General features: G+C 63.1%; 24 protein-coding genes and 1 pseudogene. 4 read left to right on the forward strand and 21 right to left on the reverse strand.

The annotated features are described in order from the left end of the window. Positions 1 to 3: 3 nt before the first annotated feature. The 7 genes from FW796_RS01595 to FW796_RS01625 all read right to left on the reverse strand — a co-directional run bounded on the left by FW796_RS01595 (position 4) and on the right by FW796_RS01625 (position 5486). Positions 4 to 777, reverse strand: a complete 774-nt coding sequence (locus tag FW796_RS01595; protein ID WP_346634938.1) for a GNAT family N-acetyltransferase — start codon at positions 775 to 777, stop codon at positions 4 to 6. A 149-nt stretch (positions 778 to 926) separates the two neighbouring features. After that, positions 927 to 1451, reverse strand: a complete 525-nt coding sequence (locus FW796_RS01600) for a DUF4142 domain-containing protein (protein ID WP_446438937.1) — start codon at positions 1449 to 1451, stop codon at positions 927 to 929. A gap of 157 nt (positions 1452 to 1608) precedes the next feature. Continuing rightward, positions 1609 to 2958, reverse strand: coding sequence for a diguanylate cyclase domain-containing protein (locus tag FW796_RS01605; RefSeq protein ID WP_446438938.1), 1350 nt, complete (start codon positions 2956 to 2958; stop codon positions 1609 to 1611). 104 nt (positions 2959 to 3062) lie between these two features. Continuing rightward, the gene (locus FW796_RS01610) at positions 3063 to 3701 is read right to left on the reverse strand and encodes a LysE family translocator (protein WP_346634941.1); all 639 of its coding nucleotides are present in this window, start codon (positions 3699 to 3701) and stop codon (positions 3063 to 3065) included. Between the two features lie 125 nt (positions 3702 to 3826). Then, the gene (locus tag FW796_RS01615; RefSeq protein ID WP_346634942.1) at positions 3827 to 4003 is read right to left on the reverse strand and encodes a VOC family protein; all 177 of its coding nucleotides are present in this window, start codon (positions 4001 to 4003) and stop codon (positions 3827 to 3829) included. Positions 4004 to 4006: 3 nt separating this feature from the next. Further along, on the reverse strand, positions 4007 to 4738 hold the full coding sequence (locus FW796_RS01620) for a hypothetical protein (protein ID WP_446438939.1): 732 nt from the start codon (positions 4736 to 4738) through the stop codon (positions 4007 to 4009). A 10-nt stretch (positions 4739 to 4748) separates the two neighbouring features. Beyond that, on the reverse strand, positions 4749 to 5486 hold the full coding sequence (locus FW796_RS01625; protein ID WP_346634944.1) for a hypothetical protein: 738 nt from the start codon (positions 5484 to 5486) through the stop codon (positions 4749 to 4751). Between the two features lie 129 nt (positions 5487 to 5615). Between FW796_RS01625 and FW796_RS01630 the strand changes: the two are divergent. Continuing rightward, positions 5616 to 5747 (forward strand): annotated as a pseudogene (locus FW796_RS01630) (type II toxin-antitoxin system RelE/ParE family toxin); the annotation flags it as partial. A gap of 51 nt (positions 5748 to 5798) precedes the next feature. Here FW796_RS01630 and yiaY read toward each other — a convergent pair. Beyond that, positions 5799 to 6947, reverse strand: a complete 1149-nt coding sequence (yiaY, locus tag FW796_RS01635) for an L-threonine dehydrogenase (protein ID WP_346634945.1) — start codon at positions 6945 to 6947, stop codon at positions 5799 to 5801. Positions 6948 to 7103: 156 nt separating this feature from the next. On the opposite strand from yiaY, the gene FW796_RS01640 reads away from it, so the two are divergent. Further along, on the forward strand, positions 7104 to 8123 hold the full coding sequence (locus FW796_RS01640) for a DUF4917 family protein (protein WP_404939931.1): 1020 nt from the start codon (positions 7104 to 7106) through the stop codon (positions 8121 to 8123). A 111-nt stretch (positions 8124 to 8234) separates the two neighbouring features. On the opposite strand, the gene FW796_RS01645 is transcribed toward FW796_RS01640, so the two are convergent. Continuing rightward, positions 8235 to 8777: a helix-turn-helix domain-containing protein gene (locus FW796_RS01645; RefSeq protein ID WP_123726337.1), complete on the reverse strand. Its 543-nt coding sequence runs from the start codon at positions 8775 to 8777 to the stop codon at positions 8235 to 8237. Between the two features lie 161 nt (positions 8778 to 8938). Between FW796_RS01645 and FW796_RS01650 the strand changes: the two genes are divergently transcribed. Both FW796_RS01650 and FW796_RS01655 read left to right on the forward strand, forming a co-directional pair. Then, positions 8939 to 9721, forward strand: coding sequence for an aldolase (locus FW796_RS01650; RefSeq protein WP_346634946.1), 783 nt, complete (start codon positions 8939 to 8941; stop codon positions 9719 to 9721). 33 nt (positions 9722 to 9754) lie between these two features. Continuing rightward, positions 9755 to 10642, forward strand: coding sequence for a dihydrodipicolinate synthase family protein (locus tag FW796_RS01655; protein ID WP_346634947.1), 888 nt, complete (start codon positions 9755 to 9757; stop codon positions 10640 to 10642). A gap of 69 nt (positions 10643 to 10711) precedes the next feature. Here the strand turns inward: FW796_RS01655 and FW796_RS01660 are convergent, their stop codons facing one another. The 12 genes from FW796_RS01660 to FW796_RS01715 all read right to left on the reverse strand — a co-directional run bounded on the left by FW796_RS01660 (position 10712) and on the right by FW796_RS01715 (position 24846). Continuing rightward, positions 10712 to 11245 (reverse strand): hypothetical protein, encoded by a 534-nt coding sequence (locus FW796_RS01660; RefSeq protein ID WP_446438940.1) that lies wholly within the window; start codon positions 11243 to 11245, stop codon positions 10712 to 10714. Next, positions 11245 to 11889: a hypothetical protein gene (locus tag FW796_RS01665; protein ID WP_346634949.1), complete on the reverse strand. Its 645-nt coding sequence runs from the start codon at positions 11887 to 11889 to the stop codon at positions 11245 to 11247. Before FW796_RS01665 ends, FW796_RS01660 begins: the two co-directional genes overlap by 1 nt. Positions 11890 to 12151: 262 nt before the next feature. Further along, on the reverse strand, positions 12152 to 12490 hold the full coding sequence (locus FW796_RS01670; protein ID WP_404938534.1) for a YegP family protein: 339 nt from the start codon (positions 12488 to 12490) through the stop codon (positions 12152 to 12154). 63 nt (positions 12491 to 12553) lie between these two features. Further along, positions 12554 to 13906: an LLM class flavin-dependent oxidoreductase gene (locus FW796_RS01675; protein WP_446438941.1), complete on the reverse strand. Its 1353-nt coding sequence runs from the start codon at positions 13904 to 13906 to the stop codon at positions 12554 to 12556. Next, on the reverse strand, positions 13899 to 15326 hold the full coding sequence (locus FW796_RS01680) for an MFS transporter (RefSeq protein WP_446438942.1): 1428 nt from the start codon (positions 15324 to 15326) through the stop codon (positions 13899 to 13901). Before FW796_RS01680 ends, FW796_RS01675 begins: the two co-directional genes overlap by 8 nt. Before the next feature lie 131 nt (positions 15327 to 15457). Next, positions 15458 to 16207 carry a tRNA-dependent cyclodipeptide synthase gene (locus FW796_RS01685; RefSeq protein WP_346634953.1) on the reverse strand — a complete coding sequence of 250 codons (750 nt, stop codon included), beginning with the start codon at positions 16205 to 16207 and terminating at the stop codon, positions 15458 to 15460. 4 nt (positions 16208 to 16211) lie between these two features. Further along, positions 16212 to 16988: a 2OG-Fe(II) oxygenase gene (locus FW796_RS01690; protein ID WP_404938529.1), complete on the reverse strand. Its 777-nt coding sequence runs from the start codon at positions 16986 to 16988 to the stop codon at positions 16212 to 16214. Positions 16989 to 17279: 291 nt separating this feature from the next. Further along, positions 17280 to 18230, reverse strand: coding sequence for an aliphatic sulfonate ABC transporter substrate-binding protein (locus tag FW796_RS01695; protein ID WP_446438943.1), 951 nt, complete (start codon positions 18228 to 18230; stop codon positions 17280 to 17282). A gap of 436 nt (positions 18231 to 18666) precedes the next feature. Continuing rightward, complete coding sequence (locus tag FW796_RS01700) at positions 18667 to 21135, reverse strand: TonB-dependent receptor plug domain-containing protein (protein WP_446438944.1); 2469 nt, start codon at positions 21133 to 21135, stop codon at positions 18667 to 18669. A gap of 25 nt (positions 21136 to 21160) precedes the next feature. Next, positions 21161 to 21658, reverse strand: coding sequence for a RidA family protein (locus FW796_RS01705; protein WP_404938523.1), 498 nt, complete (start codon positions 21656 to 21658; stop codon positions 21161 to 21163). Positions 21659 to 21795: 137 nt separating this feature from the next. Continuing rightward, positions 21796 to 23373 carry a flavin monoamine oxidase family protein gene (locus FW796_RS01710; protein WP_446438945.1) on the reverse strand — a complete coding sequence of 526 codons (1578 nt, stop codon included), beginning with the start codon at positions 23371 to 23373 and terminating at the stop codon, positions 21796 to 21798. 261 nt (positions 23374 to 23634) lie between these two features. Continuing rightward, entirely contained in the window at positions 23635 to 24846 is a 1212-nt protein-coding gene (locus FW796_RS01715) for a dipeptidase (protein ID WP_346634957.1), read from the reverse strand. Positions 24847 to 24941 lie beyond the last annotated feature (95 nt).

Genomic DNA, 24941 nt, shown 5'->3' on the forward strand with positions numbered 1-24941 from the left:
GACTTACTCCTGGCAGAAGGTGCAGTAGTCGAACAAGCCCGTGAAGCCGACCTTGCGGTAGATCGACAGGCCGTCGAGGGAGGCTTCGAGCACACAGATTTTCGCGCCCTGGGCCTGGATCAGGCGCAGCACCGAGTGAATCAGCGCCGTGGCATAGCCCCGCCCCTGGCACTCCTGCAAAGTGCCGATATCATCCAGCCGCGCCACCCCCGGCCCCAGGGACAGCGTCAGGGCGCTCACCGGACGCTGGTCGACATACAGAGTGAAATGGCGCAGCGCCCTGCCGGCCTGCAACGCCGCCCGATGCCGTTCCAGGTACTGCTCGATGCCCCCACCATTGGGCTCGAACGCACTCTCCACCGGTAGCCCCCAATCGTCCAGATGCTCATCGGTGCAACGCACATCCGCCAGTGGCACCAGTACCTCCTGCGCTTCATAGGTCGCCAGATCCAGCACCATGCAAGTGGTCTTGTCCGCGGGCATCAGGTTCTGCTGTTGCAACTGCAGACTGACCCGCGACACCTGCGCCTGAGGGATCACCACACAGAACGGCATGCCGGTGCGCTGCAGGAACGCCACGCCCTCGGCCAGTTGCTCGCTGTTGTCGCCAGCCTGGTCCGTCATCATCAACAGATTCAGGCTGCTGGCTTCGACCCCAGTGCAATAGGCACTGAGATCGGAGCCGAAGCGCCGATAGAACTGGGAGATGGAAACGAAGAAATAGTCTTCCGCCTGATGATACAGATCGATGATCGACGCGCTGGGTACCTGCGCCATCTGCTACCTCCTTGAGCCTCGCGGCGCGCCATGCGTCGCCTGATCCGAGCCACGTTAAGCCCACAGGCCCGGCGGCTCCAGCACAATCCTGTTTTATTGTGCGAAGGAATGTTCTGAGGTGTAAGCAGACAGCGTTGGTTGATCACCACTCAACCATCCAGGCGATCGCCGGGGCGTCCGGCCTGGATGGCCTTGGCCATTTGCAGGTGGTTCTCCAGCTTGGGCAAGGTTTCCTCGGCGAAGGCCTTGAGCTCCGGCACTTCACTGGCTTGCGCCTGTTGCTGGATCTGCCGGATCGCCGCTTCAGTGGCCTTGATCTGGCTCGCGGCATAGGCGCGGTCGAAATCCGCACCCTCGGGCACCTGTGGCATCAGGCGCTTGGCCTGGTCCACTACCTGCTCTCGGGGGGCCACCGGCAGGTCCAGTTGCCTGGCGATTTTTGCCAGGTGCTGATTGGCGGTGGTGCGATCGTTGATCACCTGAATGGTGTATTCCTTGACCGCCCGGGACGAGGTTTGCTGATGCGCCAGGCGACTGGCTTCGATATCGGCCATGCCCTTGGCCGAAGCGTCGTCGATAAAGGCCGCGGGGGACTGGGCCAGGGCGTTGCTGGCGCCGAGGCCGAGCAACAAGGCCAGGCCGGCACGACCGAGGATTGTGGCCATGGGGTTCATGCGGGGAGTCTCCTCTTGCAAATCAATACGGCGGGAGCCACAGCACCCGCCTGCATTGGGAAAACCCGGAGCCACAAAGGTTTACAACAATCGCCGCCGGTACGACGAACGGCGACTCTTTCAGGCCTGGACCAGAGCCCTGCCCCTGGCCATGACTTCAGGCGCTGGAGCGGCTTTTGCGCTCGCGCTTGACCGCGTACATCGCCTCATCGGCGTGCTTGAACAGCTGCTTTTCTTCCAGGCCATGTTCGGGGTACAGGCCAATGCCGATACTCGGCAGGATACGCAGGGAATGGCCATCCAGGCGCAGGGGCTCGTTTAGCGCGCGGCGAATCTTCTCGGCTACATGCTGGGCATCGTCACTGTGCTGCACGCTCTCGAGCAGCACCACGAACTCATCGCCGCCCATGCGCGCCACGGTGTCGGTTTCCCGCACGCAGCCCTTGAGGCGATTGGCCACTGCTTGCAGCAGCATGTCGCCCACAGCATGCCCGCAGGTGTCGTTGACCTCCTTGAACTTGTCCAGGTCGACATACAGCAAGGCCATGCGTCCCGACTCGCGCCGGGCCCGAGCCAGGGCTGAACGCAAGCGCTCGCGCAGCAGCTCGCGGTTAGGCAGATGGGTCAGTTGATCGTACTCGGCCATGTAATGCAGGCGCGCATGCAATTGCGCGCGTTCGATGGCAGCGGCGAGCTGGGCACTGACGTACTGCAGCAATTCCAGCTCTGCATCACCGTAGCCTTGTGCGCCGGGTGCACTTTTGACCATGAGCACACCGATGGTGCCCTTCTGCGAATTCAGTGGTACGCCCAGCCAGCAGCGAGGACCTTGAGCGACGGCGAACTCGTTCCACAAATCCCGGCTCAACGGACACTCCGGTGCCAGCAGCAAGGACTGGCCGTGCCGCAGCACTTGCGTGCAGAAACGCCCGATCAAGGTCCCGGGCTGCTCCGGGCTGCTTTCGCAATCATCGACGTGGTAGGGAAAGTTCAGGCTATCGCTGCGCTCGTCGTACAGCGCCAGAACGAAATTGAGCGCCGGCAGCCACTCGCCGATGATCCGATGCACATGCTTGAACAGCACCAGCAGGTCCTCGGTGGCATGGGCCGCTTCGGAAATGGCATACAACGCCGCCTGTTTCGATTCGGCTTGTTTACGCTCGGTAATGTCCCGAGCCACGGCGATGCGCAACTGGTCCACTTCCGACCAGCGCGCCGACCAGAGGATGTGTGCCACCCGCCCGTCCTTGCGCAGGTAACGGTTCTCGAAATTCGGTTTGGGCACGCCCCCCATGATTTCCCGGGCGGCCTGCAAGGTGCGCTCACGATCGGCCGGGTGCACCAGCTCGATCATCGGCCGGCCGATCAGTTCATCGGCGGTGTAGCCGAAGACCCGCTCGCAGGCGGCACTGACAAACACGAAGTGCCCATCGATATCCACTGCGCACACAGCGTCCAGAAGCAGATCGATAAAGCTCGCCAGAGGCGCGGAATTGTTGGTTGCCATCAGAGAAAGCTACTACCCATGAAAAATGCACTGAGTACCCATCCCTTGAGCCCGGTCAGGTGGGATCGCCACCGACTGCGCACCGTCGCAACCCGCGCGGTACGTTATGCCTTGTTACCGATCAACCCCGGCACCGCATGCAACAGGGCATTGATCGCAAAACCGATGAACATCACCCCGCAGACCCGGGTGATCGCCAGCTCGTGACGCTGATACCAACTGCGTACCTGACGCGCACCGACCACGCCGATGAGAATAGCGTAAGCGCCGAGGCCGCCAAGGAAGCTCAGGGCAATCAGGCCGGGAAGCATTGACCAGCTGAGCAGCTCCGCACGGCTGGACAGCAGCGCGGTGAACGTCGCCACCGCCACCGGATAGGCCTTGGGATTGGTCAGGCCGAAGATGATCCCGTGCCAGAACGGATTGCGCGCAGCGCCCTGAGGTTCATCGCCATTGCTACCACGACTGCGAATAGCCCGCAGCCCCAGCCAGAACAGGTACAGACCGCTGAGCACCCCGAGGATATTGAAGGCGTCGCTGCCGATTTCCCGGGCGCCGACAATGGCGATCAGCGCCGTACTGCACCAGACCACATCGCCCAGCAGGTGCCCGCAGAGAAACCCGGCGCCGGCCTGCCGACCACGGGAGGCGCCAATACCGAAGACCGCCAGGACTCCTGGTCCGGGGGTGATCGCGTAAATGAAACCCGAGGCGATAACGGCCAGTAACAGCGATGAGGTCATCAACAAGACTCCAGAACGGATGCACCTCACGGAAACGCCAGGCACAGAATGAATCTGCCGGATTCTGCACGATCAAGGCACCTTGCCACCAGCGGCTTTCGTCAGCTGCTTCCGCTAGCGGCGCCTCAGTCGGCGGGGTAAAAGCGCATCCCAGCGTAAGGATGTTCGCGACAGGCCCGTAATCGCGAAGCCAAATCACCGACATGAGTCTCCAGACGCAGTTGCAACTGCGAGTGATAGAAGGCCAGGCTGCGGGGCAAGTCGCTGACCGCCAGGGTCAGGTGATTGAGGCCGGTGAGCATCGATTACTGTCCTTTCAGGGCTTTGCTCAACACGTAGCGCCGGCCGTCATAGTGCAGGGTCGCCAGCGTGTTCCTGGGCGCCAGGTCACGGCTTTCACAGCCGTCGCGGCCCTTGAAATGCTCGGTACTGACTTCACGGGTACGCACGATCAGATCGGCGTAACCGTTGCGCTGGCCGCTGCCGACTTCCAGGGTCCGGTGCAGGGTCCGGGAGCGGCCCACGCATTCGCTGCCCCAACCAAACTCGCCGGTGCTTTCATCCACCACCAATCCTTCCAGCAGCGGCAGGACCTCCTTGTCTTCACGTCGATACAACGTCAGCACGCTTTTCTCGTAGGGCATGGCACTGGAGCTGTGGTGATAGAGAACCCGCAGGCCAAAGGCCCGCTGCTCTTCGTTCAAGCGGTAGCGCCCGGTGTCGATCTGCAGCCCTTGCAGGGCCACGGCATCGGAGAACAGAGCGGAATCCTTGTAGTTGCTGGCCAGGGTCCAACCGGAGTCGATGTCCTGCAGCGATACGTCCAGGCTGTAGCTGCTGACGTCGCCAGCCTGGCTCCCGGGCATGGGCGTCGCCCGGGCACTGATGCTCAGTTCCGGCTCCGCGGGCCAGGGCTTGCAGACATAGAGCTCTCCGGGGATATCCGTCGTGTTGTCACAGTGCGCCTGCGCCGCCGTGACACCCCCCAACCAGGCACAGAGCACCAGGCCCAGACCCCATGGTTCAAGCCACTTCATCAAAACTCCTTCAGATACCGCTGTAACCATTGGGCAGGACGTAACGCTGGCCATCGTAATGCAGCGTGATGAGCACCGGCTTGGCGGTCACGGACTTGGACTGGCACTCCTCCCCCACTTTTTCGCTCCGGGTACTGACGCTGACCGAACGCACGATCAGGTCGGCATAGCCATGGCTGCGGGTCTTGGCGATATCCAGGGTGCGAGTGGTTTCAGTGCCCTCGCCGGTGCACTGGCCATCCCACTCGCCGTTGTAGGAGCGGGCCAGGAACTTCTCCAGCACCGGGCGCAGGGTGCTGCCTTCGCGCACGTAGAGACTGAGCCAGATCTGATTGAAGGGGTTGACCCGGGAGGAGCCCTCGAACGCCGCTCGAACCCCAAAGGCCCGCACTTCTGGCGCCAGTTGGAAGCGCCCGGTGTCGAGCGTCACGCTTTCCAGGCGGAAGGCGTCGGAGACGAAAGCCACAGGCTGTCTGTAACTGGCCAGGGGCTTGCCGCTGTTGCGCTCCAGCACTGCCAGTTGCAGATTGTAAGTGCCGTCCCCGTCGCCGGTGTCGCTGGGGTCCGGGACCTGTTCTGACAGCAGGCTGATGCTCTGGTCGTCAAAGGCCGGCCAGTCCTTGCACAAGGAAAAGCCCGGAACCTCGGCGTTGCGTGGCGGCGGCAGGCACTGGGCCGCTACGGATGTGGTGCCGGCCAGCAGCGCGAGGCTGCCCAGAAGCGGGATCAGAGAAGAGCGACGGAACATTCACGACTCCTTGTGACAGGCGGATACAGCGCGGTTTCAGGTCGCACTATCCTCTGCCCCGCCGACGCTTTCAACGCTGGGAGCACGGGTCCGGGAATAAGGCCGCCATATTGCTCAGGCCGATCCTCAGGCCGGCTACCCGGCACCCGGGGGTGGGTGATATCCGGCTGGCCTTACCTGATTCCCTACCGGGTGCGCGGGGACCGGCTCCAGATTCTGCGAATTTTCCATACCCGCCGGCAGCCCCTGGCACGTTGGTGAACGCTTCACTTGTAGGAGCTGGCTTGCCAGCGAAACGGACTTACTCGTTCCTCAAAACGCGCTACGGAAAATCTCTTCGATCTGCCGCTGCTCCGCCGGACGCGGGTTGGTCAGGCCACAGGCGTCTTTCAGGGCATTGGCCGCCAGCACCGGAATGTCCTGCAACTTGGCACCCAGCTCGCGCAGCCCGGCAGGAATTTCCACATCCCGAGCCAAAACACGAATCGCCGCAATTGCAGCCTGGGCACCCTCCTCCGGGCTGAAGCCACGAATGTCCGCGCCCAGGGCGTGGGCCACATCGGTCAGGCGCTCGGCACAGACACTGGCGTTGAAGCTCTGCACATGGGGCAGCAGTACCGCGTTGCACACTCCATGGGGCAGATCATAGAAACCGCCCAGTTGGTGGGCCATGGCATGCACGAAGCCCAGGGAAGCGTTGTTGAAGGCCATGCCGGCGAGGAACTGCGCATAGGCCATGTTCTCCCGGGCCAGCAAATCGCTGCCGTCGTGCACCGCCTGGCGCAAGTTCGCGCTGATCATGCTGATGGCTTTCAACGCACAGGCGTCGGTGATCGGGTTGGCGGCGGTGGACACATAAGCCTCCACTGCGTGGGTCAAGGCGTCCATGCCGGTGGCGGCGGTCAGGCCCTTGGGCATCGCCACCATCAGCGCCGGATCGTTGACCGACAGCAGGGGCGTAACGTTGCGGTCGACAATGGCCATTTTCACGTGGCGCGACTCGTCGGTGATGATGCAGAAACGGGTCATCTCGCTGGCGGTGCCGGCGGTGGTGTTGATGGCAATCAGCGGCAGTTGCGGCTTGCTCGACTGATCGACGCCTTCGTAATCGCGAATATGCCCGCCGTTGGTGGCGCACAGGGCAATGCCCTTGGCGCAGTCATGGGGCGAGCCGCCCCCCAGGGAAATCACGAAATCGCACTGGGACTGCTGCAACTGCGCCAGCCCCTGCTCGACGTTGGCGATGCTCGGATTGGGCTTGGCGCCATCGAAGATCACCGAGTCGATGTCCTGCATGGCCAGCTTCTCGGCGATCATGCCCGCCACCCCGGCCTTGGCCAGCCCGACGTCGGTGACGATCAGCGCCTTGCGAAACCCATAATTGCGAATGGCGCTCATGGCCTCGTCCAGGCAATCGATGCCCATGATGTTGACGGCTGGGATAAAGAAGGTGCTGCTCATGAGGAGGTCTCCAGGCGAATGCCCAATGCGGGTGTCGATTCATGTCTGCCCGACAGGATCGACTCATCGGTCACGGGCGATCTTGATCTGGCTCAAGGGTCGGTCGTGATAAAGTCGGCGCCCTGATTACCTTCTGCCTTGAGACCAATGACCGCGATGACGGATTTCCAGGAATTTGACGCCAAACTTGAAGACTGGAACGCCCTGGTCACCAGCACGCCGTTCAGTGGCCTGCTGATCGGCAACGGTGCCAGCCGTGCCGTGTGGGAGGATTTTGCCTACGACTCGCTGTTCGAAAACGCTCGCACAGTGGAAGAAAAGCCCCTGAGCCAGTCCGAGCTCAGCGTCTTCGAAGCCCTGCAGACCCGCAGCTTCGAACAGGTATTGGGCGCCCTGAAAACCACCAGCCGGGTCAACAAGGCCCTGGCGGTCAGCTCGGCGGCGCCGCGCAACCGCTACTACGCCATCAAGGAAGCCCTGATCAACACCGTGCATGCGGTGCACATCCCCTGGCGCCTGGTGCAGCCGCAAAGCCTGGCGGCGATCAACCAGGAGTTGCGACGCTATCCCACGGTGTTCACCAGCAACTACGACCTGCTCAACTACTGGGCGGTACAGCATGACAGCCAAGGCATCGACGACCTGTTCCACGGCGCCGATCCGGCCTTCGCACTGGGCACCACCTCCAGCACCGCTACCCGCTTGCTCTACCTCCACGGCGGCCTGCACCTGGTGCGCAACCTGGACGGCAGCGCACGCAAGCTGAGCTCCACCGAAGGCACCCTGCTGGGCAGCTTCGCCATCAACAACACCCTCAAGACCCTGGACGACGTGCCGCTGTTTGTCAGCGAAGGGCCCCTGGCGGACAAGCTCAAGACCATCCGCAGCTCGGACTACCTGTCGTTCTGCTACCAGCAGCTGCTGGACCACAGCGGCGCCCTGTGCATCTTCGGCCACAACCTCGGCCCCCAGGACCAGCATCTGGTGCAGGCGATCCGCCAGTCGGCCACCAAGACCCTGGCCATCTCCATCTACCCACGCAGCGCAGCCTTCATCCAGCACCAGAAGCGCCACTACGCCAAGCTGTTCGAGGGCCTGGAACTGAGCCTGCGCTTCTTCGATTCCAAGACCCACGCCCTGGGCAACCCGGCGCTGTCAGTCCCCGTAGAACGCTGATCAGCCCCGCAGATCTCACGACTGGCGCAAGGAACTGGCTTGCCAGCGAAGGCGGCCGCAGAAGCAACACAAGGCTCCACCGCCCGGCTGGCTCCTGGCGGATGAGCGCCCTCAGTCCTCGCTGCTGTGCACCACCACCAGCAACTGCGCCTGCTCGTCCCCCAGGGAGCGGATGCGATGGGGCTTTTGGGCATTGAAGTGCAGCGCGTCGCCACGGTTGAGAATCACCCGCTCGTTCATGAAGTCCACTTCCACCTGGCCTTCATGAACAAACAGGAACTCCTCCCCCAGGTGTTCCTTGAAGGTCTTGTCACTGAACTCTTTGGCCGGGTAGATGATGAACGGCAGCAGATTGCGTTCACTGACCTGATGGGCCAGCACCGCATATCCCGGCGTCTGCCCGTTGGCTGCCAATGACTGGCGCTCGTCGCTGCGCACCAGGCTGTAGCTGTCCAGGCTGATGCTGTCCTCGGCGAACAGCTCCTCGACCTTGACGTTCAGCGCCTTGGCCAGCTTCAAGGCGGCTGCAATCGACGGCGTGTTCAACCCGCGCTCGACTTTCGACAGGTAGCTCTTGGTCATCCCGGATTTTTCAGCCAGGGCCTCCAGGGTCACGCCAAGTTTTTTTCTCAATAATTTCAAACGGATAGACATGTGAAGCGATTAATCCATCTAGAAAACAACGATTGGCGCTTGCCAATGACACAAAGTGTCATATAGCCTCTTTAGTGTCATCAGCATTCACCCAACGACCTTGCAAGTAGCAGGTGAAGTGCAGACCCGACGTCCATTGCACCCTCACCAAGGACCCCGATATGGCCAAGACATTAGCATTGCCCAAGGACCAACTGATCAAGCAAGCCCTGACCCAGATGCAAAATACACTGGCGGATAATACGTGGACCGACCGGCAAAAGCTGGCCCTGACCTGCCGCATTCTGTTCGAGAACGGTCACGACTCGGGCCTCGCCGGGCAGATCACCGCCCGCGGTCCGCAGCCAGGCACCTACTACACCCAGCAATTGGGCCTGGGTTTCGATGAAATCAGCGCCAGCAACCTGCTGCTGGTCAACGAAGACCTGGAAGTCCTGGAAGGCCACGGCATGCCCAACCCGGCCAACCGCTTCCACAGCTGGGTGTACCGCGCCCGCCCGGACGTGAACTGCATCATCCACACCCATCCGACCCACGTTGCCGCGCTGTCGATGCTGGAAGTGCCCCTCGAGGTATCGCACATGGACCTCTGCCCGCTGTATGAGGACTGTGCCTTTCTCGAACCCTGGCCCGGGGTGCCAGTGGGCAACGAAGAAGGCGAAATCATCTCCGCAGCCCTGGGAGACAAGCGCGCGATCCTGCTTTCCCACCACGGTCAGCTGTCCACCGGGGCCAGCATCGAGGAAGCCTGTGTCATCGCCCAACTGATCGAGCGCGCAGCCAAGCTGCAACTGCTGGCCATGGCCGCCGGCACCATCAAGCCGATCCTCCCTGAGCTGGGTCGTGAAGCCCACGACTGGATCTCCAAGCCCAAGCGCCATGGCGCCGCCTTCAACTACTACGCTCGGCAAAACCTGAAAAAACACGCCGACTGCCTGAACTGATCCACACCCTTATGCCTTGCTAGGAGTTGCACCATGTCTACACCCGATATCCACGGCATCATCGGCTACACCGTCACCCCCTTCGGCCCCCACGGCGAGGGCCTGGACCTGGACGCCCTCGGGCACTCCATCGACCGCATGATCGACGCCGGCGTCCACGCCATCGCCCCCCTGGGCAGCACCGGCGAAGGTGCCTACCTCAGCGATGCGGAATGGGATCAGGTCGCCGAGTTCAGCATCCGCCACGTGGCCAAACGCGTGCCGACCATCGTCAGCGTTTCCGACCTGACCACCGCCAAGGCCATCCGCCGCGCGCGTTTTGCCGAAGCCCAGGGCGCCGACGTGGTGATGGTACTGCCGGCCTCCTACTGGAAGCTCAGCGAAGCCGAGATCCTCGCCCACTACCAGGCCATAGGCGCCAGCATCGGCGTGCCGATCATGCTCTACAACAACCCGGCCACCAGCGGCACCGACATGTCGGTGGAGCTGATCCTGAAGATTTTCCACGCCGTGGAGAACGTCACCCTGGTCAAGGAAAGCACCGGCGATATCCAGCGCATGCACAAGCTGCAACTGCTGGGCGAAGGCCAGGTGCCGTTCTACAACGGCTGCAACCCCCTGGCCCTGGAAGCCTTCGCTGCCGGTGCCCGCGGCTGGTGCACGGCGGCGGCGAACCTGATCCCCCAGCTCAATCTCGATCTGTACCAGGCCGTGCTGAACCATGACCTGCAACGGGCCCGGGAACTGTTCTACCGTCAGTTGCCGCTGCTGGACTTCATCCTCAAGGGCGGCTTGCCGGCCACGGTCAAGGCCGGACTGGAACTGGCCGGACTGAACGCCGGCGAGCCACGCCGGCCGGTGTTTGCCCTGAACGCGGGCGGTCGCCAACAGTTGCAGACGCTGCTGCATACCCTGGGTTGAATCCCTGACAAAAAAGCCCGGACGGCTGACACCGTCCGGGCTTTGGCATGGGCCACGTTCAACGGTCGCTCAGTGGCTGTTCAGCGCCACCGGGGCCTTGGCCTTGAACAGCGGGTCCTGCAGCATCTGCGCGATGAAGTCGTCGGTGATGCGCTGCACATGCTGGTATTGGCCGCCATCGAGATTGGCCCAGCCGCGCCAGGACCGGGTCTGATTACTGACCCGATACTTGGCCAGCGGCTGGTCACCACGGCTGACATGGAACATCACCTGACTGTCCCAGGTGGCCCGGGCCGGCACGATAAAAAAGGTCATCGCGCTGAGCAGCCCCATGGGAATGTTCTGCCAGCCAAAGTAATCACTGTTCGCCATCACGATCACGTTGTAACCATCGGCACTGAACCCCGACTGCACCTGCTCGAAGGTGCCGCGACGACGCAGTTCGTCACGGATCAGGCCGCCGGGAATGGGCCCGATCACACTGACGCTGATGGCCGGCAACCTCTGCTGATAATCCACCTCGGCCGGCTTGAGACTATGGCTGGTCTGGCAACCGCCAAGCCCCAGCATCAACACCATCAACAACCACCAACCACTGCGCATTACAGATCCCCCGACAGCATGGCCTTGAGCATTGACGCCTTGGGCCCCTGCTCCTTGACGATCAGCGACGTGACGTCTTCCATCTTCTGCAGATCGACCCGTTGCAGGCTCGGCACCTGCGGGTACTTGGCGCGCACCAGAGCGGCGTCGCGCTCCAGGTGGTCACTGTGCAGAAACACGCACTTGGCCCCCGCCGCCGACAGGCAGCCGGCGCGGAAATCACCGACGTAATAGGCCTTGCCGGCTTCCAGTTCCAAGGGGATGGAGAAGTCTTCGCGGCTCCAGGAAGTGGCGTTGCCGCGGTCGAAGTGCAGGTTGTAGATCTCGTAGCGCCCGGGTTTGAGCGGCATCACGAACAGGCTGCCGATACCGTGCCAGGTCTCGCGCACATCGCGCGGGGTGCGACCGTAGACCTGGTTGTACAAGCGCGCCGAGGCGAACCCCTCACCGCCCCGTGGGCGAATCAGCAGCATCTGTTCGTTGGCGGTGTGCACCGCCTTCGGCCAGATGCCGACCACGCCCACCACATAGGCCACCCCCGACTGCGAATCGGGGCGCATGCTCTCGGCGATTTTCGTGGAAGACAAGCTGTAGCAACCGCTCAGCGCCAGCAGCGCGGCGAGTAATACGAGAGGGCGAATCATGAGGTCGCAAATCCCTTGGACAATGATCGATAACGTCAACCAGTGCGCCAGGCATGCCGACCGCCCGGTGACGGGCGCGGAGGATAATGCAAGTGATGGCATTTCGCCAGAATTCAGTCGCCAAGCGGCTGGCGTCCGCCAGGAGCTCGAACCAAAGCTCGCCGCCATCGCGGGCGACGAGTTTCAGCCGGGCAGATGGCGGCGCAGCCATGCGGCCTTGCCCCTGATCAGGCCAAGCGGCCGGGGCTTTGCCGAACCGGGTTTAAACGCCAGTCAGGTCCTTGATGTTGTGGCTCGGACCGTTGGCCTTGACGCTGGCGATGCCCTTGTCCCGGGCCGCCTCCGATGAATAGGTTTCACTGCTGCCGATGATCTGGTGATTGGCCGCCTTCAGCGTGAAATAGGGTTTGCCGTCCTTGGCGCTCTTGCGCTCGTAGCGCTCCTCCAGGGGACTGTTGGTCTGCACCGAGGCAATGCCGTTCTCCGCGGCGGCGCGAGTGGTGTATTGCTCGCTGGTGAGAATGGTCTCGGCGTTGGCCGCCTTGAGCACGAAACGAAACTGACCGTTGCTGCTTTTCTTCAACTCATACCATCCGGACATGCTGTGGCTCCTTGCGTTGATCGATGGGCGTTGCGCCTTGAGAGTAAAGACTCTTTAAGCGATTCAGCCATTGCCCCGTTGACTGAAAAATCGGTTTTCCACTCGCGCAAGCCCCAGGTGTTCGCGCAGGGTGTGCCCCGTGTAGCGCTGGCGAAACAGGCCCCGGCGTTGCAGCTCCGGGGTGATCAATTGCACGAAATCCTCGATGGCTCCCGGCAAATGGGTAAACAGCACATTGAAGCCATCGGCGGCGTACTCCTCGTACCAGGTCGCCAGTTCATCAACGATCTGCCCTGGCGTCCCCACCAGTACCTTGTGCCCGCTGGCGGACAGGCTGCGCAGCAGCTGCGCCAGCGTTGGCCGCTCCCGGCGGACCAGTTCCACCACCAGTTGCCGACGGCTCTTGTGCCGCTCGGTGGGCGCCGCGTCTGCCAACAGCGGCACTGGGGCATCCAGGGGCAGTGTCGACAGGTCGATGCCCAGGTCCAGCAAGTAGGACAGCGCCCTGAGCTGGGCCTGCGGGTCCTGCAGCTCCTGCAATTGCTGATACTTCTCCTCGGCCTCGCTGAGGGTCCGGCCGACCGTCGGCGCAATCCCCGGGAAGATCTTCAACTGCCGGGCATGGCGACCGTAATGGGGAAGTCGTTCCTTGAGCCCGACGTAGAAATCCTTGGCCTGTTGCAGGTCGCTCTGGGCGGTGAACACCAGCTCGGCACAGCGGGCCGCCAGCTCGCAGCCCGGGCCCGAAGACCCGGCCTGGGCGATCACCGGCCAGCCCTGCAGCGGACGCGGCGCATTCAACGGGCCCTGTACCTGGAAGTGCCGGCCACGATGCTCCAGCAAGTGCATCCTGTGCGGCTGCAACCACTGGCCGCTGGCCTTGTCCCGGGGGAAGGCGTCATCGGCCCAGCTGTCCCACAGGCCGCTGACCACCGTGAAAAACTCCTCGGCCCGGGCGTAACGTTCGGCATGGCTGGGGGGTTCGGGGTGATTGAAGTTCTCTGCGCCGATCAACCCCGTCACCAGGTTCCAACCGGCACGCCCCTCACTCAGGTGGTCCAGGGACGCGAACTTGCGCGCCAGGTTGTAGGGCTCGTTGTAGGTGGTGCTGGCGGTAGCGATCAGGCCGATATGCCGGGTCACCACGGCCAGCGCCGGCAGCAGGGTCAAGGGGTCCCAGCGCAAGCTGTAGGAACTGCGGGCCAGCACCCGGGGATCGAGATCCCCCACAGCCACGTTGTCGTTGAGAAACAGCGCGTCGAAACAGCCGCGCTCCAGGGTCTGGGCGTAGTGTCGGTAGCGCTGGAAATTCAACGAGGCATCGGCATCCGCCCGGGGATGGCGCCAACTGCCGCCGTGGGCGCCGGAGCCGGAGAGAAAGGCCCCCAGCCCCATCTGCCCGCTGCGCTCAGCCATGACCGGCGCCCTCCTCGGCCGCCGCCAGGGTAGCCGGGGCGGTACGCAGCAACAGGCTCACCGTGGCCCAGACCAACAGCGTCGCCACGGCCAGAAACCCCATCACCCCGCGATAACCGTTGAGAAAGGCGCCCTGGGCATCGTCCAGCGGCGTCGCGGAAAAGTAGTGGAACAAGCCCACCCCCACCGCCAGCCCCACGCCACCGCCGACGTTGTGCAGGGTCATCAGCGAACCCATGGCCACCGAGCCCACTTCCTGAGGCACCGAGGAAATCCCCAGCACCGTCGACGGCCCGAGAATACTGGCCCAACCCAGGCCCATGATGACGAAGGCGCCGAGCAGATACGCCAGCGACGTCTGGCGGTCGAACCCGGCCTGCAACAGCGCCGACAGCACGAACAGCAGCAGCCCGGTCTTGATCAGCAGCGCCGGGCCCTTGCGGTCCACCAGCCGTCCCACCAGCGGCGACAGCAGCGCCACCCCCAAGGTGGTGGGCAATAACAGCAAGCCGCTGGCCTGCACCGACTCACCACGGATCTGCGCCAGATACAGCGGCATGACGAAAAACGCCACGCAGTAGAACAGCGCCAGACCGAAACTTGCCGCGACCCCGGCGACAAAGCGTCGGTTGGCGAACAGCTTGAGATCGATGATCGGCGCCGCAACCCGTTTCTCCACCGCCAGGAAGGCCACCAGGGCCAGGGTCGCCAGGGCGATCAGACGCAGAGTCAGGTGCGAGCCCCAGCCCCAGGTTCCACCCTGAACGATCACCAGCACCAGGCTCGGCAAGCCGATCAGCAACAGCAACGCGCCCCATACATCCAGTCGTGCACCGGCCTCTGCCGAGCGGGACTCCTTCACGCTGAAACTGCAGATGCCCAGGCTCAGCAGCACGAAGGGCACGTTGATCAGGAAAATCCACTGCCAGCCAAAGCCACTGGTGATCAGCCCCCCCAGTACCGGCCCGATTGCCAGCCCCACGCCATTGACGCCGAACAGCACGCCGAAGGCCTTGCCCTGTTCGGCGCTGTCGAAGGTGCTGGAGACAATGGCCCCCGACGCGGTGTAGAGCACGGCGCAGGCCAGCCCCTGGATCACCCGGGCAGCGATCAGGGTGTCGATCTGCGTCGCCAGCCCAGCCGCCAGCGACGCCAGACCGAACACCGTCAAGCCGATGAACAGCACCCGCTTGCGTCCATGCAAGTCAGCTAGGCGCCCCACCAGCACCATGAAACTCGACAGCGCCAGGATGAAGCCATTGATGACCCACTGCAGACTGTCCACCGAGGTCCCCAGATCGGTCTGCAATGCCGGCAGCGCCGTGTTGACGATGGTGAAATCCACACAGCCGAGAAAACTGGCAATGCTCACTCCGAGCAATGCCCACCATTTGCGTTGCTGTTGCGCAAAAACGCCCATGGAAACTCCTTGTCAGTCATAAAAAAACCGCTCTGCAGGAGCCCGCTTGCCGGCGAACAGGCCCTTGAGCCCTGCACCGCCCGCAAGGACGTCTTCGCTGGCAAGCCAGCTCCTACATTGATCGCGGCGGATCAGATGGCGATCGCGCCACTGGTCCAGTTCGGGTGAATGGCCCCAGGCAAGGTGAACGGAATCGGAATCCCGCGCTTCTTGAACTTCAGGGGCAGCCAGCGCACCCGATCCGGACTGTGGGGTTCGATCAACAGCTCGCGACTGGTGGCCATGGCCGTGGTCATCTGCTGCGGGTAGAGCACGTAGTGATAACCCTCATCGGCCCACAGCGGCAGGATGATGGGGATCTCTTCCAGGATGTATTCGCGGCACTGGGCCGCCGCGCGTTCGATGTCCGCGTGCTCGTCACGCAGGCGCAAACGCTCGGTGAACACGCCGATGGTGCTGTCGATGGCGTCGCGCAATTCCTCGCGCTGCTGATAGATGCGGTCCAACTGCTGGCGCAACTCGGCATAGCGGTCGCTGGCCAGTTCCTGGTTCCAGCGGGTGATGTGATAGGGCACCCGCAGGCCATCGAGGATGTCCTGGTTGCGCGCCAGCCAGGCATCGCCGTCGCGGATCGACGCCGACAACGCCTCCCCCGGAGATTTGCCGTGCTTGTTGTGGCGTTGCAGGGTGTCGGCCACCACCACCTTGACGTGGCTGAAGCCGGACTGGTTGATCAGGTGAATGGTGGAACGCAGCTTCTGGTCTTCGTGATATTCCTGGCCAACGCTGACCGCCAGGACCACGCGCTTGCCATCGAATTCGTGCTCTTCGCCGCCCTTGTTGAAGTAGGCCTTGAGATTGATTTCCTGCACCTTGCTCATGAGTTCAGCTCCAGTAGGCCAAAGGCTGTTGTTCGCCGTAGTAACCGATAAAGACCCCGAGGGTGACCCGGGTGCTGCTGGCCGAGGGGCGTACCGCGTGGATCAGCCGCGGGTTGAGCAGGATCAGGTCGCCCGGCTCGGGCTTGATCACGAAATCCGGCGGCGGCAGCAGATGGCGCTCGATGCCGTAGGCTCGTTCGCCGCGCAGGCGGTTGTACTCCTCCTCGTCCGGCTCGATGCCCCAGATCTCCAACTCTCCGCCGTCCTCGGGGATTTCCAGGTAGATGTTGGTGGACAGCTGGGTCAGCAGTGGCGGGCTGTGGCCCTGCGGCGCGTTGCGTTCGAGCTTGTCGGTATGGGGCGTGAGATCGACCCCCGAGCCCTGGAAGCGGGCGATACCGACAAAGCACTTCTGCCCGCCTACCTGCAGCAGGTGGGCGCCCTGAGGCCAGACCTCATCCAGCAGCAGGCGCAGCTCGTCGATGGGCGAGGCCAGGGGCCGGAACAGGTTGCGGATCTTGCGGATATTGGGCAGTGCCAGGGCATGGTATTCGGCGCGGCTCTGCTCATCCTGGATCTCGATATAGGCCTTGCCGACGCGGACGAATTCCTGCTGCTGGCTGAAGGCGCTGCGCAGCTCCTGCTGGTACAGATGATCCCGCGCCACCTGCAAGGTGTCCGGCGGACAGAAACCTTTGAGCTGGACGCCATAAGAACGTTTTTCAACGACATCGAGGATATGCCGCGCTTCAAGTTTGTCGGCAGTAGTGACTGTGAACATGCAAGCTCCCTTATTCCCTGGAAGTAGCGACGAAGTACATCTTTGGCAGAACGTAATAATTTATTTCAAGGCCACCTTAGGCAGTTGCCAATGCCTTGTGAAATACCCTTTATCTCTAATATCCAAACTTAAAAATGTATAGAAAATCAGGCAAATAGCGGCCATCACCGACAACTTTAACGGCCTGCGCGGACACTATGAAATTTGCTGATAGTTAAGTTAAACAGCGGACATTATTGAAGGGATATTTATTCATTCCTCCCGAGCTTAATTAATAAAAATGCCATCTATTCATTCAACTTCATTGAACTGTTCGTCCATGTAAGCCGAGGCATCGAAAGACTGGCGGATGATGCCTTCCTCGCGATACAGATCGGCGGTGTGCTGCACGTCCGCCACCACCGACGGCCCCACGGCAATGCGTCGGGGCACGGAGTAGCGGTTGGAGCGTTCATGGACCTCTACCGGCAGGCCGCTGTAGCCGGCCTGGATGCGGGAAAACTCGGCCTGATGTTGATTGGCCCAGGCATAGGCGCGATCCAGGCGCCGGAGGAAATCGGCAATCTGTGCCGGCTTGTCATGGATCGCCTGATCATTGGCCACCAGTAACATGTGCCCGGCGAACAGGCCCTCGCCACTGACCAGCACCCGGGTTCCACCTTCCATCTGCACCATGCTGGTGTAGGGGTCCCAGGTCGACCAGGCATCGGCCTGACCATTGCTCAGCAGGCTGCGGGACTCGGCGGGCTGCAGGAAGATGAACTGCGCATCCGCGCCGTGCAGCCCCGCCGAACGCAGGGCGGCGAGGGCCAGGAAATGGCCGATGGAGCCGCGAGTGGTGGTGATGCGCTGGCCCTTGAGGCTGGCGGCATCCTGCAGCGGCGAGTCGTTATTGACCACAATCGCCACTGCCGTGGGCGTGACCTTGAGTTTGATCACCCCCACGGTCTTGATCGGCGCCCCGGCGGCGGCAGCGAACACGAACGGCGCATCCCCCAGGCTGCCGATGTCCACCGCCCCGGCCGCCAGAGCTTCGGCGGTGGGCGCGGCGGCGGCAAAGGACGCGAACTCGATGGGATACGGCACCTGCTCCAGCTCGCCGGCGGCCTGCAGCAGAATCTTCAGCGACTGCTTCTGGCTGGAAACCCGCAACGCCGGCTGCGCCTGCGCAGTGCCCACCCACAAACACAACACCACCCTTTGTAGGAGCCGCGACTGGCCCCTGAACCTTGCACCCGTCATGCGGCCGCCTTCGCTGGCAAGCCAGCTCCTACAAGATCGCTGCCGACCATGCCTAGAACGCCAGGCTGACGCGGCTGCTGTAGGAGCCAGCTTGCTGGCGAATGGCCTCGGAACCCTTCACCCGTCATGCGGCCGCCTTCGCTGGCAAGCCAGCTCCTACGAGATCGATGCCGACCATGCCTAGAACGCCAGGCTGACGCGGCTGCTGTAGGAGCCAGCTTGCTGGCGAATGGCCCCGGAACCCTGCGCCAGTCATGCGGCCGCCTTCGCTGGCAAGCCAGCTCCTACAAGATCGATGCTGACCATGCCTAAAACGCCAGGCTGACGCGGCTGCTGTAGGAGCCAGCTTGCTGGCGAATGGCCTCGGAACCCTGCGCCAGTCATGCGGCCACCTTCGCTGGCAAGCCAGCTCCTACGAGATCGATGCTGACCATGCCTAGAACGCCAGGCTGACGCGGCTGTAGTAATAACCACCGCCCAGGCCATAAGGCGAGAACATCCCGTATTCATAAGTCCCCGCCCAGGCCTTGAGGCCGATCTTGTCCGGGTACACGTCAAACAGGTTATTGGCCCCCACCGCGACGGTGAGGTTCTGGGTCACGTCGTAGGCCACGTCCAGGTCGGTGATCCACTTGGCACTGTAGGTACGGTCGTTGGCCGCAAGGTTCGAGCCTTCGGTGTACTCGCCAAAGCGGGTCAACTGCAGGTTGGTGGTCCAGTCGCCCACCTTGTAGTTGCTGGACAGAATCCACTTGTCCTTGGGCGTCGACTTGGTCAGGTCGATCTGCTGCTGGCGGTCGAACAGCACATAGCCGGCCCCCAGGCGCGACAGGGCCTCCGGGGTCTGCGCCAGGTCGCGGATGGTGGTCTTGTTGTGGTTGTAGGCAACGCTCCACTTGGCCGTGCCGTACTCGCCGAACGACTGGCTGTAGTCCGCCACCAGGTCCACGCCCTTGGTCCGGGTGTCGGCGGCGTTGGTGTAGTACTGCCCGGCGAGGTTCGGCGACAGGCCGTTCTCCACCAGGATCTGCGACACCGCCGGGCCCTTGAGGATGCCGGTCTGGAGGATGCGCTTGTCGATGTCGATCAGGTAGAAGTCGGCGGTCAGGCGCAGGCGCTCGGTGGGTTCGGCGGTGAAGCCCAGGCTGTAGTTGCGCGAGGTTTCCGGCTCCAGGTCCTTGGCCCCCAGGGCAATGGCTTCCGGCGAGTTGGGGCGCATCTGTTTGGTCCGCACCGAGCTGGTGGTGCCGCCGGCGCCGAACTGGGTCACGGTGCTGGTGGTGGAGAACACGCTCTGGGCCAGGGACGGTGCGCGGAAGCCGTTGCTCACCGCCGCCCGTACCGCATAGCCGGGAATGAACTCATAACGGGTGGTGAGCTTGCCGCTGGTGGTATCGCCCACGCCGAGGTTGTATTTCTCATAACGCGCCGCTGCGCCGACGTACCAGTTGGGGGTGATGTTCAGGCCGAAATCCACATAGGCGGCTTCGCTGTGGCGCTTGAGGCTGTAGGCGTCTTCCGGCGTGGTGCCGTTGACCGAGAACAGCCCCGGGTCCGGTACCACGCCGGCAAAGGGACCGGTGGCCGGGACGTAGCTGCCCTGGTTGTAGGAGTTGGGCTCGCCCTCTTCCAGCGCGTATTTCTCCCAGCGGTATTCCACGCCAAAGGAGGTTTCCAGCGGGCTGCTCCAGCCGATGTCCAGGGCCCGGGAGAAGTCCAGGTTGTTGGTCCACTGGTCAAATACCAGATTGCCCAGGTGGAAGTCGTGCTGGCCGTAAGGGCCGTTGGAAATGTTCAAGTTGTTGGCGGTATCCAGTACCCCGCGGTCCTTGCCGTAGGTGCTGGACAGGTCCCAGTCCCAACCGCCCGCCAAACCCTTGGCACCACCGGCGACCTGGAAGTCGGTCTCGCGGATCTCCCGCCGCGCCTGGCCGCCATTGGGATACGGTGCGTTGGGTACCCCCGCCAGACTGGTGATGTCGGTGGGCTTGCGGTGCCCCAGGTTCTTGTTGCTGTTGCGGTAGCTCAAGGTGGAAAACGAGTACAGCTTGAGGTCGTCGGCCAGGGGCAGCTCGGCGTTGTAGGCCAGGCTGGTGGTGCGGTCGCGGCCCAGGCCGTACTCGGTGCCCCAGCCCTGACGATTGCTTTCCCGAGGGTCCGGCGAGCCATTGGGCTGATTGAAGTACAGCTGGCCGCTGGCCGCACTGGAGCGCTCGTAAGGCTCCTGGAGCTTGGCGTCCCAGGACAGGTTGACGAAGCCGCCGTCCTCCCCCAGCTTGCTGCCCCAGTTGAAGGCTTCGTGGCCGGTGGTGCCGTCACCGTCGTAGTACTGGCCCAGGGTGGTGTCCGAGGTCAGGCCTTCGGCATTGCGCTTGAGGATGATATTGATCACCCCGGCGATGGCGTCGGAGCCGTATTGCGCTGCGGCGCCGTCGCGCAGCACTTCGATACGCTCGATGGCGGCCGTGGGAATCAGGTCCAGGTCCACCGGAACCGAGGCGTTGCCGACCCGGGCACCGTTGTTGATCAGCGCCGAGTTGTGCCGGCGCTTGCCGTTGATCAGCACCAGCACCTGATCACCGCCCAGGCCGCGCATGCTCACCCCACGCACCAGGAACGCCGTACCGCCGCCGTTGATGGTGGGCACGTTGAACGACGGCAGCAGGCGCCCGAGCATTTCTTTCAGACCGTTCTGACCGATGCTGCGCAACTGCTCGCTGTCGATCACATCGATAGGCGCCGGGCTGTTGGTGACGGTGCGCTGCTGGCTGCCACGGACCCCGGTGACCACCACCGTGCCCAGGGTTTCGTCAGCGGCCAGCAACTCCACAGGGGTTGTCAGGCTCAACAGGCCAAGGCTCAGGGGCGCGGCGCCGCGAACGATTTTATGCAAGGAAATACCCATGACTTCAGATCCTTTTGAATGGCGCTCAGCGCGACCGGGCGGCGACGGTTTCGACTTCGATCAGGGCCCCGGGCAACACCAGCCCTGCCACTTGCACCGTGGTCCGGGCCGGTTTCAGCGGTTGTTTCTCGGTGCCGAAGAACTCGCGAAAAGCCACTTGCAGGCCATCGAAATCCAGCTTGCCACCCAGGGCCGGGTCGCCCACCAGGTAGATCCGCAGTTGCACCACATCCCCCAGGGTCAAGCCCTGGCTGGCGAGTAGGGTTTGCACCTTGCGCAGCACCACCCGGGCCTGGGCCTCAGTGTTGCCGGCGGCATGGATCTGCTCCTTGGGCGCCTTGGGGTCCACCGGGTCCGGCAACAGGCCGGAGAGGTAGGTCACCTCGCTGTTGGCGGGCAAAGTCACCGACTGCAGGATCGGTGAATTGGGATAGGTGGACGGCACGCGCTGGATACCCGCGGCCCAGCTGCTGCTGGCGGCAAGCAACAGCCCCAGCCCTACGACGGTATGTTTTACAGACATGCAAAGACGCTCCAAGGTTGTGTGTGCCAGCCTCGGAGGTCCGCTACCCGGCATGGGTTACTGCTGTTCTGTACGAAAACTGCCTGCATTTCGATCAGGTAATTTTTTGTGCAGAACAAGGTAAATGCTCGGCTTTTTCAGGCCGTTTGCTGTAGCGACGAGCCTTGCGCCCGTTCAAAAAGGTGGCGCACCACGCGCCGCGCTGCACCGGCGGCGGCTTCCTGCCAGATGCCCACGCCGCTGTGGGCCAGGCCGTCGCTGGTCAGGTAGACCCGGCCTTGGGGCTGGTTGAGCAGGCTGTAGTCCGGTTCGGCCACTTCATGGCTGATCCAGGGCCCGAAGTTGTAGGGGATCTTGCTCCAGGCAATCACCAGAGGATTGCGCAGTTCATGGCTGTGACCGGGGTGCAGCAGTTCCACCGCCTGACGGGAGATCTCGATCTGCTGGGCCAGGGTTTTCTCACCGAACTTGCGCGCGGTTTCACCGTTGTTGTACGCCGCCACCAACACCCCTTCGGCCTGGTTGAACCCACCGCTGGGGTACCACAGCCCGGACGCTTCCTGATTGATGAACGACAGCCCGCCATAGATCTGGTACTGGCTTTCCCAGAAGCGCCGGGACTGCCAGGCCACCTTGTTGGCGTAGCCGAACTGCACCGCAGCGATGGCCTGGCGTACCGGGGCACTGAAGTTGTTCTGCACCTTGGCCAGCAGCGGCAAGGGCAAGGAACTGATCACGTAGTCGGCCTTCAGGCTCTGGGTGCGACCGCTGCGCCGGTCCAGGTAGAGCACCTCGACGCTGTCACTGTGATTGGTGATGGAACGCACCTCACTGTGCAGCCGCAACTGCCCCTGCAAGCGTCGGGCAAAGGCCTGGGGAATGCGGTCCATGCCGCCCACGGGCTGGAACATGGTGGGCGAGAATTCCGGGTATTCATCGATCATCAGCGCCGTGGTCAGCGCCGGGTTGAGCAGGGACTGCAATGGCAGCGGATCATTCTTCTGCGCCAGCTGGTCACCGGCACCGGGCCAGACCTTGTAGCCGGAGCGGGCCGATCCCAGGTATTCCAGCTTGTCCGAGAGATCGCCCCAGGTTTTCAGGAAGCTCAGCAGGTTGCTGCGATCGGCCGCCGTCAACTCCTGGTCCAGGGCATGCCGATTGACCGCCTTGGCCAGCAGCTCGGAAAAATGCCCGCGGCTGTCATTGACCGCCTGGCGGATCTGCAGGGCCGGCTGGTTCAGGTCCGGCCGCACCAGGGCATTGCGACTGGTGTTGACCAGTACCTCCAGTTCGACCCCCAGCTCGCGGCAGTAGCCGAGCATCAGTTGATGGTGACTGGGCAAGCGACCGGCCCCGGCATTGAGATAGAAACCGTCATCGAACTCGGCGACTTGCGCACTGCCGTCGCTGTATTCCACCCGATCACCGCGGCGCACGGTCCAGTTGCGCCCGCCGACCCGGTCCCGGGCTTCCAGCAGCGTGACCTTGAACCCGGCCTTGTTCAGTTCATAGGCACTGACCAGACCGCCGATTCCGGCGCCGATTACCACCACCGAAGCCCCCTTGCCCAGGGCGGCTGTGGGCAGCGACGCATAGTTCTCCTCGTAGGCCTCGGCGTTGCCCGGACCGCCGAACAGGCCCATGACCGCACTCGCCGCCTGGACCCCGCCGACAGCGGCGATACGGGCGATCAATTGTCTTCTGGTCAGTGGCATGCCAGCGCTCCCTGCTGCGGATGGATAGTGCGTTCGGTTATAGCCCGTGGACTTATGCAGTCACTTGGGTCTATGGGAAGCCATCCTAGGGGCGCTCATTTAATAAGAGAAATACATTTTAAGCATATGCAAATATTACTTTGTTTCATATTCAAGCCAGAAGATTCTGCGCCCCGCGCATAGCCCAAAAAAACAAACAGGCCTCCTCTCCCGGTAGGAGCTGGCTTGCCAGCGAAGGCCATCTCCAGCGCCCCGCAAGCCTCAGGGTCCATTCGCCGGCAAGCCGGCTCCTACCCGTTGGGCGGCGTCGAGGACTCGCAGCAGATTGCCGCCCCAGATCTTCGCCAGGTCCGCTTCGCCGTACCCCGCCGCCAGCAAGCGCTCGGTGATTCGCGGCAGCTGCGCCACATCCTCCAGTCCCTGCACCCCTCCACCGCCATCCCAGTCGGCGCCGATGCCCACATGGTCCGGCCCCACCACCTCAAGGATGTGCAACAGGTGCTGCAGGTAGTCGTCCAGGGTTGCCCTGGGCTGTGGGTAGCGCATCTCCACCTGACGAATCCGCTCGGCCAGGTCCGCCACCTGCCCGGGGCTCAGGCTGGCGGCCAGGCGGAACTCGCGGTACAGCGGCCCCAAGGCCTTGTCACGCTCGGGATTGGGCACGAGGTTGATCAGGTCACTGGCAAAGCTATTGACCTGCACCACACCCCCCTTGGCCGCCAGTTGCCGCAGGCGCCGATCATCCAGATTGCGGGGATGGTGGGTGATGGCCCGGCTGCTGGAGTGGGAGGCAATGATCGGCGCCGTGGACAGCGCCAGCACTTGGTCGAACACCTGATCCGAGGCGTGGGACACATCCAGCAGGATGCCCAGGCGATTGGCCGCGACCACCAGATCGCGGCCCGCAGGACTCAGGCCCTGCCACTGCGGCAGGGCAGTGGCCGAGTCGGCGAAGTCGTTATTGGCCGAGTGCACCAGGCCGAGCATGCGCAAGCCCTGGCGATGGTAGGTGAGCAAACGCCCGGGATCGGCTGCCAGAGGCTCGGCATTCTCCATGCTGATAAACACCACTCGCTGGCCACGGGCGATGATCGCCGGCACATCGGCGGCGCTCAGGGCCAGGGCAAAGTCCTCGCGGTGGGCGGCGATCAGGTCGCGAATCCGCGTGAGCACTGCCAGGCCATGCTCACTGGCCAGGGTCCGGCCTTCGGCATTGAGCGGGCCCTGGGGGGTGAAGATGGCCCAGAAACCGCCATCCAGGCCGCCCTCCTTCATGCGCGGCAGATCCACCTGGGACAGGTCGTCCTGATAACGATGGCGCTGGGTGATATCCCAGCCGGGGCGAGCCAGTTGCATGGGGGTATCGAGGTGGCTGTCGAGCACCGTAAGGCGCTGGTGCAGTGAAGCGGCAGGGCTGGCGGCAAGCGCCCAGGGACTGACCAGCGCCAGCAACAGCAAGGATCGGGTGAACATGAGGCCTCCTGGCCAATCAAAGACATCGCCCCCATCGGACCGTAGGCGCTGGCTTGCCAGCGAAGGCGGTCCCGAGATCGATGCAGGGCTCAAGG

The sequence above is a fragment of the Pseudomonas sp. 910_21 genome, from assembly GCF_052850735.1.

Excerpts from the sequence above, each read along its gene's own strand:
- FW796_RS01605 (WP_446438938.1), bottom strand. The coding sequence starts at position 2,958 with ATGGCAACCAACAATTCCGCGCCTCTGGCGAGCTTTATCGATCTGCTT.
- FW796_RS01710 (WP_446438945.1), bottom strand. The coding sequence starts at position 23,373 with ATGCCACTGACCAGAAGACAATTGATCGCCCGTATCGCCGCTGTCGGC.
- FW796_RS01595 (WP_346634938.1), bottom strand. The coding sequence starts at position 777 with ATGGCGCAGGTACCCAGCGCGTCGATCATCGATCTGTATCATCAGGCG.
- FW796_RS01690 (WP_404938529.1), bottom strand. The coding sequence starts at position 16,988 with ATGTTCACAGTCACTACTGCCGACAAACTTGAAGCGCGGCATATCCTC.
- FW796_RS01655 (WP_346634947.1), top strand. The coding sequence starts at position 9,755 with ATGTCTACACCCGATATCCACGGCATCATCGGCTACACCGTCACCCCC.
- FW796_RS01650 (WP_346634946.1), top strand. The coding sequence starts at position 8,939 with ATGGCCAAGACATTAGCATTGCCCAAGGACCAACTGATCAAGCAAGCC.
- FW796_RS01600 (WP_446438937.1), bottom strand. The coding sequence starts at position 1,451 with ATGAACCCCATGGCCACAATCCTCGGTCGTGCCGGCCTGGCCTTGTTG.
- FW796_RS01610 (WP_346634941.1), bottom strand. The coding sequence starts at position 3,701 with ATGACCTCATCGCTGTTACTGGCCGTTATCGCCTCGGGTTTCATTTAC.
- yiaY (WP_346634945.1), bottom strand. The coding sequence starts at position 6,947 with ATGAGCAGCACCTTCTTTATCCCAGCCGTCAACATCATGGGCATCGAT.
- FW796_RS01705 (WP_404938523.1), bottom strand. The coding sequence starts at position 21,658 with ATGTCTGTAAAACATACCGTCGTAGGGCTGGGGCTGTTGCTTGCCGCC.
- FW796_RS01645 (WP_123726337.1), bottom strand. The coding sequence starts at position 8,777 with ATGTCTATCCGTTTGAAATTATTGAGAAAAAAACTTGGCGTGACCCTG.
- FW796_RS01680 (WP_446438942.1), bottom strand. The coding sequence starts at position 15,326 with ATGGGCGTTTTTGCGCAACAGCAACGCAAATGGTGGGCATTGCTCGGA.
- FW796_RS01715 (WP_346634957.1), bottom strand. The coding sequence starts at position 24,846 with ATGTTCACCCGATCCTTGCTGTTGCTGGCGCTGGTCAGTCCCTGGGCG.
- FW796_RS01660 (WP_446438940.1), bottom strand. The coding sequence starts at position 11,245 with ATGCGCAGTGGTTGGTGGTTGTTGATGGTGTTGATGCTGGGGCTTGGC.
- FW796_RS01620 (WP_446438939.1), bottom strand. The coding sequence starts at position 4,738 with ATGAAGTGGCTTGAACCATGGGGTCTGGGCCTGGTGCTCTGTGCCTGG.
- FW796_RS01615 (WP_346634942.1), bottom strand. The coding sequence starts at position 4,003 with ATGCTCACCGGCCTCAATCACCTGACCCTGGCGGTCAGCGACTTGCCC.
- FW796_RS01665 (WP_346634949.1), bottom strand. The coding sequence starts at position 11,889 with ATGATTCGCCCTCTCGTATTACTCGCCGCGCTGCTGGCGCTGAGCGGT.
- FW796_RS01700 (WP_446438944.1), bottom strand. The coding sequence starts at position 21,135 with ATGGGTATTTCCTTGCATAAAATCGTTCGCGGCGCCGCGCCCCTGAGC.
- FW796_RS01670 (WP_404938534.1), bottom strand. The coding sequence starts at position 12,490 with ATGTCCGGATGGTATGAGTTGAAGAAAAGCAGCAACGGTCAGTTTCGT.
- FW796_RS01640 (WP_404939931.1), top strand. The coding sequence starts at position 7,104 with ATGACGGATTTCCAGGAATTTGACGCCAAACTTGAAGACTGGAACGCC.
- FW796_RS01695 (WP_446438943.1), bottom strand. The coding sequence starts at position 18,230 with ATGACGGGTGCAAGGTTCAGGGGCCAGTCGCGGCTCCTACAAAGGGTG.
- FW796_RS01625 (WP_346634944.1), bottom strand. The coding sequence starts at position 5,486 with ATGTTCCGTCGCTCTTCTCTGATCCCGCTTCTGGGCAGCCTCGCGCTG.
- FW796_RS01675 (WP_446438941.1), bottom strand. The coding sequence starts at position 13,906 with ATGGCTGAGCGCAGCGGGCAGATGGGGCTGGGGGCCTTTCTCTCCGGC.
- FW796_RS01685 (WP_346634953.1), bottom strand. The coding sequence starts at position 16,207 with ATGAGCAAGGTGCAGGAAATCAATCTCAAGGCCTACTTCAACAAGGGC.